This is a genomic window from Frankia tisae (assembly GCF_025403405.1).
Lineage (GTDB): Bacteria > Actinomycetota > Actinomycetes > Frankiales > Frankiaceae > Frankia > Frankia tisai.
Genome location: NZ_JANEZT010000205.1, coordinates 1 through 11,990, shown reverse-complemented (window position 1 = coordinate 11,990; position 11,990 = coordinate 1). Strand labels below are relative to the sequence as shown.

The window sequence follows — 11,990 nt, the reverse complement described above, 5'->3', positions numbered from 1 at the left end:
GTTCGGTACGGCCGGGGCGCCCGGGATGTTCACCGCAGTAGCAATGATCGCGGCGCGGCATCCGCGCGGGATCGAGCCGGGCCTTCCCTGTGGGCTGGCGCGGGCACTCGCGGGGTGGGGTGACTCAGCGGCAGGGGCGACAGAGATCGCTGTTGCTGTGCCCGAAGTCGACGTGACGCCGGCGCCGCAGACGTGGCTGGTCGTCTTGACCCTCCACGGAGGCACACGCGGACGCGCCGACGGTAGACCACGGGGTGAGCTGCACGCTTCCACACTAAATCCGTGTCAATGGCAGGTCAACGGGCCGATCGGGGCATCGGACCCCGGGGTGGCAGCCGGCGGCCCCAACCCCTGGATACGCCGGAACGAGGGGGGGAGCCAGGTATGACTTCGCTCACTGCCTCTGCATATCTGCGCACGGTGCGGGCCTGCCGACCGCCTCCGCGGTCCGTCGGCGGGACGGCCGGCGGCGCCCGGTTCGGCCACGGGTCGCTTTGCCGAGAGGTGATCCGTGGTGCTCCTAACGTTGTTCATATGGAGATTGATAGTAGACAAGTTGGGTATCCATCATGCTCGCATCGCTATCACGGAGCCCCGCCGGAGTGGGTAGCGCTTCTCCTGCGTGCGGCGGCCCGCGAGCAGGGCCGCGTGAATGCGTGCGCGGTCATCCGGAGGGCTCGCAGCGGAAGCGGAGAGCACCCCCCGGTTAGTTCCGCGGCAGCTCGGCCCTGTAAGTTTCCGCCGCCGAAGAGGTGCTCTTCGGTGAAGATGCCGGAGGATCGAACCTGTCCTGACCGCAGTGTTGCCACAGCGCGTCGTCCGCATCGATCTGATAGGGGTCGGTGCGCTACCGGACGATGGCGGTCTTCGGGGCACAGGCAGCCGGACGAGCACAATCCCGGGCCTGTCGGCGAGAGCGCGAAAAGCGTTGGCACGCAGCGGTCCGGATGCGGGCTCGGGTAGACCCCTCGGCGTGACGGAAAGGTGGGTTATGCAGGTGTGGCGGACGAGGGTCATCGGGACGGCGGTCGTCGCGATGACACTGCTGGCGGCCTGTAGTTCCGGTGATTCCTCGGGCAGCGCGAATGCCGCGTCCGGTTCGTGCGCCCCCGGCGTGACCAAGGATTCGATCAAGGCTGGTCTGCTCTATCCGGACACCGGCGTGATGGCCGCCCAGTTCACCGGCTTCCGGGCCGGTGTCACCGCCCGGTTCGGTGCGGAGAACGCGACCGGCGGCGTCGACGGCAGAAAGATCATCTCTGGCTGGCAGGACGACGAGTCCGACCCCAGCGGCAACCTGCAGGGCGCCCGGGAGCTGGTCGCCCAGAACGCCTTCGCCGTCGTCCAGTACTCCGCCGTCTCCCAGCAGTCCATCGACTACCTCGACTCCGCGGGCGTGCCCGTCGTGGGGGTGGCCGACCAGCCCGGTTGGGGCCAGCACCAGAACACCTTCAGCGTCACCTTCGCCAGCCAGACCGGCCAGAGCACCACGACGCTCGGCGACTTCGTCCGCCAGCAGGGCGGCACCAAGGCCGCGCTGGCCATCAGCTTCCTCAGCGAGACGGCCAAGCTCTACGCCGACGGCGTCAGCGCCAGCCTGCGCCACGCCGGCATCGATGTCGTCACGCAGGACGTCGACACCACCAACACCGCGGACGTCGCCCGAAAGATCATCGCCTCGGGTGCCGACACCATCATCGCCGCGGCGCCGCTCGACCTCTATACCGGCGTCCTGGATGCCGCGGTCAGCGCCGGGCACCCGTTCAAGGTCGCCGTCTCCGTCGTCAGCTACGACCCGCGCCTGCTCGCCCCCTACGGCCAGAAGCTCGCCGGCAGCTATGCCCAGCTCTCCTTCGCGGCCCTCGAACGCGACCGGCCGGTCCAGCGGCGATTCCTGCAGGCGATGGCGACATACTCCCCGGAGATCTCCCCGCCGGGCCAGCAGAGCGCCATCGACGGCTGGTTGAGCGCGGACCTGTTCATCCGTGGCCTGAGGACCCAGCACGGCTGTCCTACCCGGGAGTCCTACATGAAGGGCCTGCGCGGGGTGACCGACTACGATGCCGACGGAATGATGGTCAATAAGATCAATTTCGCGACGGATCAGGGCCAGCTCGACCTCTGCTACGACTTCGTCCGGATCGCGAAGACCGGTGACCATTTCGAGGTCGTCAGCCCTCAGCCCCTCTGTGGAGCACGCATCGAGGCGGGCTGATGAGGCCGCCTCGGTTGCGCCGCGCCCTGATCGGGGTTACGTCGCGGCGAGGCGGGGTCGACTGTGACTTCCCTCACCACCGGCGCGGATCCGTACCGAGTCTCTGGATTCGGTCCGCCGAATGTGGCGGCGGCGGTGGCGGGCGGCGGCGTTGACCGATCGCCCCACGTCGCGAGCCCGCGCGCCGTGCGGCCGAGGGGTCGGGGGGCCGGCGAATCCCCGGGGGCGACCACGTCATTCGGGGGCGGATCGTCGTCCCCGATCCGCCGAACGTTGTTTCTCCCGAGATGATCCGTATGCAGAATGGGAGTGTGGTTGGGTGTTGGGTGGTTCTGTGTCAACACTCGGGTGTGCGTCGCTGACACGCCACGGAGAAGGCTGGGCGGGGATCGTTGTGAATTTCCTGAGGCGAGGCTAAGGGTGCGGAAGGGATGCGGAGAGCACCCCCCGGTTGGTTCTGGTGTGGCTTCCCCCTGGTAGGTTTCCGTCGACTGAATCTGTGATCTCCAGTGAAGATGTCGGAGGATCGGACCTGTACTGACTGCCGTGCCGAACGTGAACAAGTCGTTCGCACTGATCTGGTAGACGTTGACGTGCTACGCGGCGATGACAGTTCTCGCGGCGAGTTCGTTCGCCGACCCCGATCACGCATGCGTGGCCGGGATCGGAAATTCATCAGCACAGAGCGGTCAGTCGCGGGCTCGGGAAGCCTCGGCGCGATCGAGAGGCGGCTTGAACGGGTGTGGCGTACGAGGCTGGGCGTAGCGACGATCGCTGCGATGACACTGCTGGCGGCCTGTAGTTCCGGTGATTCCTCGGGCAGCGCGAATGCCGCGTCCGGTTCGTGCGCCCCCGGCGTGACCAAGGATTCGATCAAGGCTGGTCTGCTCTATCCGGACACCGGCGTGATGGCCGCCCAGTTCACCGGCTTCCGGGCCGGTGTCACCGCCCGGTTCGGTGCGGAGAACGCGACCGGCGGCGTCGACGGCAGAAAGATCATCTCTGGCTGGCAGGACGACGAGTCCGACCCCAGCGGCAACCTGCAGGGCGCCCGGGAGCTGGTCGCCCAGAACGCCTTCGCCGTCGTCCAGTACACCGCGGTGTCCCAACAGTCCATCGCCTACCTCGACAAGGCGGGAGTGCCGGTGCTCGGGGCCGCCGACCAGCCCGGCTGGGCGTCGCACCGCAACACCTTCACCGTCATCCTGACGAACCAGACGGGCCAGAGCACGACGACGCTCGGCGACTTCGTCCGCCAGCAGGGCGGCACCAAGGCCGCGGTGGTCGTCAGCTTTCTCAGTGAGACCGCCAAACTCTACGCGGACGGCGTGACGAAGAGCCTGCAGCACGCGGGCATCGACGCGGTCAGCCAGGACGTCGACGGCACCAACACCGCCGACGTCGCTCGCAAGATCATCTCCTCCGGGGTCGACACGATCATCGCCGCGGCGCCGCTCGACATCTACACCGGTGTCCTGGACGCGGCGGTCGCCGCCGGGCACCCGTTCAAGGTCGCCGCGTCCGCCGTCAGTTATGACCCGCGCCTGCTCGCCCCCTACGGCCGGCAGCTCGCCGGCACCTACGCGTCGCTCTCCTACGCCGCGTTGGAGCGCGACCGGCCGGTCCAGCGCCGGTTCCTGCAGGCGATGGCGACCTACTCCCCGGAGGTCTCCCCGCCGGGCCAGTAGAGCGCCATCATCGGCTGGTTGAGCGCGGACCTGTTCATCCGTGGCCTGAGGACCCAGCACGGCTGTCCTACCCGGGAGTCCTACATGAAGGGCCTGCGCGGGGTGACCGACTACGATGCCGACGGAATGATGGTGAACAAGATCAATTACGCTACCGATCAGGGCCAGCTCGACCGGTGCTTCGACTTCGTCCGGGTCGCCGCAGGCGGTGACCGTTTCGAGGTCGTGAGCCCGCAGCCGCTCTGCGGCCAACGCTTCGACACCGGCCAATGATGCGGGAAGTCGGGCCCGCGCGTTGATGTGATGGAGTCGAGAAATTATCCGACCGGTTATCGGTGAGGATCGAACTCGCTAGAGTTCGGGCTGGGGTGATGCTGTGGGCAGCTTTCTCGGATACGCCGTCATCAGTCTTGGGACCGGTGCGCTGTATGTTTTCGTGGCGGCAGGTCTGCTGCTGATCCACCGGGGTTCCGGAGTGCTGAACCTCGGGCAGGGCGCGCTGGTGATGTTCGCGGCCTATCTGTTCCACGAGGCCGGTGACGGGTGGGGGCTGCCGACCGCGCTCGCCGCCGTCGTCGTCGTCGTGCTCACCGGGGCGGTCGCCCTGCTGTTCCACGCGGCCGTGCTGCGGCCGATGCGCCATGCCGCGCCGCTCAACCGGGTCGTCGCCACGCTGGGCCTGCTCATCGTCCTGCAGGCCGCGGTCGTGCTGGCCTTCGGCGGCCAGAGCCGCTCGGTGCCGTCGTTCCTGCCGCAGTCCGTCGTCGGGGTGTTCGGCAAGCCGGTCGGGGTGCACGTCTTCGTCCGCCTCGGCGTCGTCCTCGTCCTGGTCGCGGCGCTGTGGGCGTTCTTCCGGTACACGACCGCCGGGGCGGTGACCACCGCGGTGGCCGAGGGACCGGCCGCGGCGGCGACCCTGGGCTGGTCGGCCGACGCCGTCGCCGGGGCCTGCTGGTTCGGCGGCGGGGTGCTCGCCGGTGTCACGGGCATCCTGCTCGCGCCCCTGCAGAACCCGTTGTCGTCGACGAGCCTGGTCCTGCTGGTCGTCCCGGCGCTGGCGGTCGCGCTGGCCGCCGGGTTCCGCTCGTTCCCGCTCGTGGTCGTCGGCGGCCTGCTGCTGGCGCTGGTCGAACTGCAGCTCCAGGTGCACCTGACCGGCCCGCACGACTGGGCGCAGGGCCTGGACAGCGCCCTGCCGGTCCTCGTGATCGTCGTGCTGCTCGTCGCGCGCGGCGCCGGCATCCCCGACCGTTCCCACCAGGCCGAGGACCGCCCGCCACTGGGCTCCGGGGCAATCAACCTGCCGGTGCTCATCGGCGGGTTCGCCCTGCTGATAGCCCTCGTCTGGCTGGTGCTGCCCGATGAGTGGGTCAACGCGGTCGCCATCCAGTCCGGCTACGCGCTGATCCTGCTGTCGCTGGTGGTCCTCGTCGGCTACGCCGGGCAGCTCTCGCTGGCCCAGAGCGCGCTCGCCGGGATCGCCGCGCTGATCGCGGGACGCCTGGTGGCGGCCGAGGGCTGGCCGTTCGCCGCCGCACTGCTGATCGGCGTGCTGGCCACCACCGCCGTCGGCGTGCTGTTCGCGCTGCCGGCGCTGCGCACCCGCGGCCTGCAGCTCGCCGTCGTCACCCTGGGCCTCGGCGTCACCGTCAGCGCGATCCTGTTCCAGCGCGGCTACTCCTCACCCCCCGTGGACGGCCAGACCTCCTCGGTCTTCGGGGACGTGCTCAACCAGCAGGGCACCGTCGTGGCCACCGCCGACGCGCCGCTGCACTTTCTCGGCATCCCGGTCGACCGGACCGACGATCCGCGCGCCTACGCCACCCTGGCGCTGATCTTCCTGCTGCTCGCGGGGCTCGCGGTGTCCGCGGTGCGCCGCGGGCGCGCCGGGCGGCGGCTCATCGCGGTACGCACCAACGAGCGGGCGGCGGCGTCACTGGGCATCAGCGTGTTCGCGGCGAAGATCTACGCCTTCGCGCTGTCCGCGGCCATCGCCGGGCTCGGCGGCGTACTGCTCGCCTTCGCCGACCGCAACATCAGCTACGACGACGGTGACTTCCTGCCGTTCACCGGCATCCTCGTCGTCGCCTACGCCGTCGTCGGCGGCGTCGGCTACATCAGCGGCGCCGGGATCGGCGCCCTGCTCGCCCCCGGCACCCTCGGCCAGCAGTTCGCCGGCTGGCTGTCCGACCGCTTCGGCGGTTCCACCGCGCTGCCCCGCGTCGTCGGAGCGGTGCTCGCCGGCCTGGTCGGCTATGGGATCGGCGGGCTCGCCCGCGGCCAGGTCGAGCGGTCCCGGCGGGTGAGCTCGGCCCGGTGGTCGCGCTGGCTGCCGGCCGGCGCCCTGGTCGCCTTCGCGGCACTCGGCGTACTGTTCGGGTCCCGGCTCACCGACTGGCTGCGCGAGTTCGACCGCTACCTGCCACTGATCGGCGGGATCATCCTGCTGCTCGTGCTGATCCGCTCCGGCGGGACCGGCCTCGCCGGTGGCTTGGCCGGTCGAGGCCGCCTGCCGCTGCCCGGTTCGGTTGCCGCTCGGCTCGGGCGCCCCGCTGCTGCTGCCGTCGCGGTCGACGCCGTCACGGTCGACGCCGTCACGGTCGATGCCGTCGTCGCCAGTGCCGTCGCTGCCGATTCCGTCGCCGTCGATGCTTCGACGAGCGCCGGGCCCGTCGCGACGGGGGCTAGCGCGGATTCGGCAGGGCCGCAGGTGACGCAGCAGGTTGAGACGGCCGAGACGGCCGAGACGGTTGAGACGGCCGAGGTGGTCGTGACGGCCGAGGTGGTCGTGACGGCCGAGGTGGTCGTGACGGCCGAGGTGGTCGTGACGGCCGAGGAGCCGCTGCGGGTGCGTCCGGCGACGCTGACCGTCGAGGGCATCACGGTGCGCTGGGGCGGGGTCGTCGCCGTCGACGGCGTCGGTTTCGAGGTGGCACCGGGCACCGTCGTCGGGCTCATCGGACCCAACGGCGCCGGGAAGACGACGATCGTCGACGCCATCACCGGATACGCGCCGACGGCGACGGGCACCGTCCGGGTGGGCGACACCGGCCTGGACGGGCTGCCGGCGCACCGCCGGGTACGGGCCGGGGTGAGCCGGTCGTTCCAGAACCTCGAACTGTTCGAGGACCTCACCGTCGCGGAGAACCTGCGGGCCGCCAGCGACCCACGCGACCTCGCGGCCTACATCACCGGGCTGGTCTGGCCGGGTAACCGGCCGCTGAGCGCACCGGCCCAAGCCGCGGTCCGCGAGTTCGGCCTGGCCGACACGCTCGACACCCAGGTGTCGGCGCTGTCCTACGGGCGTCGGCGGCTGGTGGCCATCGCCCGCGCCGTCGCCACCGCACCGTCCGTGCTGCTCCTCGACGAGCCGGCCGCCGGGCTCGACGAACACGAAAGCGCCGAGCTCGCCGCCCTCGTTCGCCGCCTGGCGGACGAGTGGGGGATCGCCGTCCTGCTCATCGAGCACGACATGCCCTTCGTCATGGGGGTCTGCGACCGTCTGGTGGTCCTCGAATTCGGCCGCAAGATCGCCGAAGGGGTACCGGCGGACATCCAGGCCGATCCCGCGGTGATCGCCGCCTACCTCGGCACCCCCGAGGAGCCGGCCGCCGAGGAGCCGGCCGCCGACGAGTCGGCCGCCGACGCCGTGACCGTCTCGGACGATAAGCCGCAGGCGACCGCCACGGCGGAGAAGGACGAGCCGGCGGTGCCGCAGCAGCTCGTCGAACCCGCGGGTGCCGCACAGGATGAGTCGGCTACGGCGGACGATTCGGCTGTCGCGGAAGAACCGGCTGTCCCCGAGGAACCGGTAGCGGCGGGTGAACCGGTTGCCGCGGATGAGCCGGTTGCCGCGGATGAGCCGGCTGTCGCGGACGAGCCGGCTGTCGTGGCTGTGCCGGCCGTGGTGGATGAGTCGGTCGTCGCGGAGAAGCCGGCGGCGACGGGTGAAGCGGTCGTGGTGGACGAGCCCGTGGTGGACGAGCCCGTGGTGGTGGGCGAGCCGGCCCTGGCGGAGACCGCGGCGGAGGACCGTGCGGGCGACGACACGGCGGCTGTCGTGGGTGAGGACGCGCCGGGCGAGCCGGCCGCGGGCGGGGCCGCCGAGGACGAGCCGCCGGCCACCGGCGCCCCGGCCGATGAGGCCCCAACCGAGGATCCGTCAACCGATGATCCGCCTACCGATGATCCGCCCACCGCGGAAGCGACCGTGGGCGAGGCGGCGGCGATGCCGCCGGTGGCTGGAGGTGCCAGGTGAGCGTCGTCGGATGCCGCCAGCTTGCTGTCGGGTACGGCGCCGGACCCGTGGTGGCCGGTCTCGACCTCGAGGTGGCCCGTGGGGAGGTGGTGGCGTTGCTCGGGCCGAACGGCGCCGGCAAGACCACCACGTTGATGGCGCTGGCCGGCGCCCTGACCCCCAGCGATGGGATCGTCACCTGGCAGGGTGAGCCGACGACGGCGCCGCTGCACCGACGGGCCCGCCAGGGCCTCGGTGTGGTGCTGGAGGAACGGGCCGTCACCCCGTCGCTGACCGTCCGTCAGAACCTGCGCATCGGCGGGGTGGACCCGCAGTCCGTGCAGGCCGACTTCCCCGAGCTCACCGAGCATCTCGACCGCCGCGCAGGCCTGCTCTCCGGCGGCCAGCAGCAGCTGCTCACCCTCGCCCGGGTGCTGGCCCGCCGGCCGGTGGCGCTGCTCGCCGACGAGCTCTCGCTCGGTCTCGCGCCGCAGGTGGTGGCCCGCCTGCTCGGCGCGATCCGCGCCGCCGCCGACGACGGGCTCGCCGTCCTGCTCGTCGAGCAGCACGTCCGCGCGGCGCTGCGCGTCGCCGACCGGGCCGTGGTGCTCAGCCGCGGACGGATCCGCTGGTCGGGGCCGGCAGCCGAGGCCCGCGCGGACCCGGCACTCGTCGAGCAGGGCTACCTCACCTGATCCCGCCCGCCGGCCCGGCTTCGGCTGCCAGCCCGGATCCGCCCGCGGCCAGACCCCGCCTACCCGAGTGAGCCAGCCCGCCCGCGCCGCCGTTTCCCAGCGGGGCGCGCCGCCGGGTGCCCGTCCTGTCCGTGCCCGGGCGGGACGCTCCAATCGATCCTGGAGGAACAGCCAGATGCCAGACGACACCGCGGGCGCGGCGGCGCCCGCCTACGGCGGCCATGGCCTGCGGGCCAAGACGCTGGACTGGGTCGAGTTCGAACGCCAGCGGGCCGAGGACCCCCGGGCCTACTTCTCCCGGCTGCGGGCGCAGTGCCCGGTGGACTACGACGAGGGGCACGAGGGCTGGATCCAGATCCTGCGCCGCTCCGACATCGACGCGGTCCTGCGCAATCCCGAGGTGTTCTCCAACCTCATCCCCGAGCTGATGAACAGCCCGCTGCCGGCCATCCCGATGGGTGTCGACCCGCCCGACCACGCCAAGTACCGGCGCATCCTCGACCCCCTGTTCTCCCCGCGGCGGATGGCCGTGCTGGAGGCCGAGGTCGTCGCGAACACGGTCGCCACGATCGAGGGCTTCCTCGACAACGGCACCTGCGACTTCGCCACCGACCTCGCCGTCCCGCTGCCCTGCTCGGTGTTCCTCACCCTGTTCGGGCTGCCGCAGTCCGACCTGCCGGCCCTGCTGCACATGAAGGACGCGATCATCCGTCCGGAGTCGCTCGCCGACGACCCGGAAGAGATCACGCGCATCCAGGTCGAGGCCGGCACGCAGGTGTTCACCCTGTTCGGGACGGTGCTCGCGCAGCGGCGTGCCGAGCCCCGCGACGACCTCATCACCGAGCTGCTCAGGGCCGAGATCGAGGGCCGGGCGCTGACCGAGCCGGAACTGCTCGGGATCTGCTTCATGCTCATGATGGCCGGGCTGGACACCGTCACCATCAGCCTCACCTGCATCCTCGCCTACCTGCTGGAGCATCCCGAGGCGCGGCGCTCGATCGTGGCCAACCCGGAGACGATCCCGACCGTCGTCGAGGAGCTGCTGCGCTGGGAGACGCCGGTGATGGCCGTCCCGCGGATCGTCACCCGGGACACCGAGATCGCCGGCTGCCCGATCAAGAAGGGGGAGATGGTCCACGCCATGCTGGCGTCGGGCAACCTCGACCCGGACGCGGACCCGCGCGCCGGCATCGTCGACCTCGACCGGGACGACAAGCGGCACCTGGCCTTCGGCGGCGGTCCGCACCGCTGCCTGGGCTCCCACCTGGCCCGGATGGAGCTGCGCACCGTGGTGCGTGAGTGGCACCGGCTCATCCCCGAGTACTCCCTGGCGCCGGGGGCGAGCATCACCTGGAACGGCAACACCCTGCGCGGCCTGGACTCGCTTGCACTGAGCTGGCCGACGGCCGGGGCGCAGGCATGAAGCTCGAGATCGACACCACCCGCTGCCAGGGACACGGGCGATGCTACGACCTCGCCCCCGAGCTGTTCACCGACGACGACAGCGGCTACGGCGAGGTGACCGTCCCGGACGTGCCGGCCGACCGGGTGGAGCTGGCCCGGCGGGCGGCGGAGTCGTGCCCGGAGCGGGCCGTGCTGCTCGACGGGGTGTGAGCATCCCGGCCGCCGAACCCGGCCGGCCCCGCGGGGGCCGGCCGGTGGGACGACGGCGGGCAGATGGACGGACGAGGGCACGAGTGTGAGTGGGTTCGGGCGAGAGATGAGGAAGACAATGCGGTCCAGAAGCGCGATGGCAGCGCTGGCGGTGGGGGTCACGCTGGCCCTGGCCGCGTGTGGTTCGTCGGACACGACGGGGAACACGACGGGGAAGTCGGCACCGGCACCGGCACCGGCAGGCCCGAAGGGCAGCCCGGTGAAGCTGATGTCGATCGTGCCGTTGACGACGCCGGCGACGAACTTCCCGGAGCAGGCCGGGGCGGCGAAGGCGGCCGCGCGTGCACTGAACAAGCGCGGCGGCATCAACGGCCATCTCGTGCAGGTCGACGTGTGCGACTCGAAGAACGACCAGGCGGCCGGCGAGGCCTGCGCGCGCAAGGCGGTGAACGGCAAGTACCTCGCCGTCGTCTCCGCCTTCAGCACCGCGGGCGGCATCAACGCCATCCTGGAGAAGGGCGGGGTCCCCAGCATCGGCAGCTCCGGGGTCGCCGGTGACGGCTCGGATCTCACCTCGAAGATCAGCTTCGTCTACCAGCCGGCGTCGACGTACTCCGAGGCGGCCTGCCCGCAGCTGCTCAAGGACTCCGCGAAGATCAGCAAGTTGGGTGTCGTCAACTACGACATCTCCGCAGCCTCCCGCCTCGGGGTGCTGGCCGGGCTCGGTGGCAAGGCCGCCGGTGTCGGCACCCAGGAGATCAAGGTGGCGCCCACGACAAGTGACTACGCCCCGATCGTGGCCCGGGTCACCGACGCCGGCGCGCAGGGTGTCACGACGGGCCTGGCCGAGCCCAGCGCCATCAGCCTCATCCAGGCCGGCGGGAACAAACTGAGCTACTGCAACGCCGCGGGCACCATCTCGGACGCGAACCTGGTCAAGCTCGGGCCCGCCGCGAAGAACTTCTACGCCGTCGGCGCCTTCCCGCTGTTCAACCAGAGCGCCAAGTACCCGGAGCTGACCCGGTTGCAGTCCGAGCTCGACGCGGACTTCGCCGCCGGCGACAAGGACGCGGCGAAGAACCTGCGCCACGTCACCTCCACCATCGGCGGCTGGCTGGCCGTGCAGATCGTCGAGCAGGTCGGCAAGAAGGTCACCGGCGACCTCACCGCCAAGTCCCTGCTCGCGCAGCTCAACCAGACCAAGGGCCTGAACGTGCAGCTGGTCCCGCCGTTGGACTTCACCAAGCCCAACGCGGTTCCCGGCCTGACCCGGCTGTTCAACAACACGCTGCTGGGCCAGCGGTGGGACCCGGCGAAGAAGACCTTCTACGCCACCGGCAAGACCTACGACGGCCAGAAGATCCTCGCCGCCGGCGCGAAGTAATCGTCCCGTCGGGTCCCGTCCGCGGGACCCGACGGTAGCCGGCCGCGCCCGGCGCGCCCCTGGGCCGGGCCGACCCCTGTAGTGGGGATCGGTCCGGCCCTTCGCGTTCTCCGCGCCGGTTCAGGACACCGGCGCGGGGGCCGGCGGGGCTGGCGGG

The 11,990-nt window shown here is 71.1% G+C and carries 6 protein-coding genes and 1 pseudogene; all 7 read left to right on the top strand.

Annotated features, from left to right (window positions below; translation table 11 throughout):
- The first annotated feature begins 991 nt into the window (after nt 1-991).
- The 7 genes and pseudogenes from NBZ85_RS19140 to NBZ85_RS19110 all read left to right on the top strand — a co-directional run bounded on the left by NBZ85_RS19140 (nt 992) and on the right by NBZ85_RS19110 (nt 11,833).
- Nucleotides 992-2,215 (top strand): ABC transporter substrate-binding protein, encoded by a 1,224-nt coding sequence (locus NBZ85_RS19140; protein ID WP_261558195.1) that lies wholly within the window; start codon nt 992-994, stop codon nt 2,213-2,215.
- A gap of 515 nt (nt 2,216-2,730) precedes the next feature.
- Nucleotides 2,731-4,176: pseudogene (locus tag NBZ85_RS33830) on the top strand (ABC transporter substrate-binding protein).
- A gap of 103 nt (nt 4,177-4,279) precedes the next feature.
- On the top strand, nt 4,280-8,161 hold the full coding sequence (locus tag NBZ85_RS32745) for an ABC transporter permease subunit (protein ID WP_261562341.1): 3,882 nt from the start codon (nt 4,280-4,282) through the stop codon (nt 8,159-8,161).
- Nucleotides 8,158-8,835, top strand: a complete 678-nt coding sequence (locus NBZ85_RS19125) for an ABC transporter ATP-binding protein (RefSeq protein WP_261558198.1) — start codon at nt 8,158-8,160, stop codon at nt 8,833-8,835. The genes NBZ85_RS32745 and NBZ85_RS19125 overlap by 4 nt, the downstream gene beginning before the upstream one ends.
- A gap of 175 nt (nt 8,836-9,010) precedes the next feature.
- Nucleotides 9,011-10,258 (top strand): cytochrome P450, encoded by a 1,248-nt coding sequence (locus tag NBZ85_RS19120; RefSeq protein ID WP_261558199.1) that lies wholly within the window; start codon nt 9,011-9,013, stop codon nt 10,256-10,258.
- Entirely contained in the window at nt 10,255-10,449 is a 195-nt protein-coding gene (locus NBZ85_RS19115) for a ferredoxin (RefSeq protein ID WP_261558200.1), read from the top strand. The genes NBZ85_RS19120 and NBZ85_RS19115 overlap by 4 nt, the downstream gene beginning before the upstream one ends.
- Before the next feature lie 118 nt (nt 10,450-10,567).
- Nucleotides 10,568-11,833, top strand: coding sequence for an ABC transporter substrate-binding protein (locus tag NBZ85_RS19110; RefSeq protein WP_261558201.1), 1,266 nt, complete (start codon nt 10,568-10,570; stop codon nt 11,831-11,833).
- The last annotated feature ends 157 nt before the right edge of the window (nt 11,834-11,990 follow it).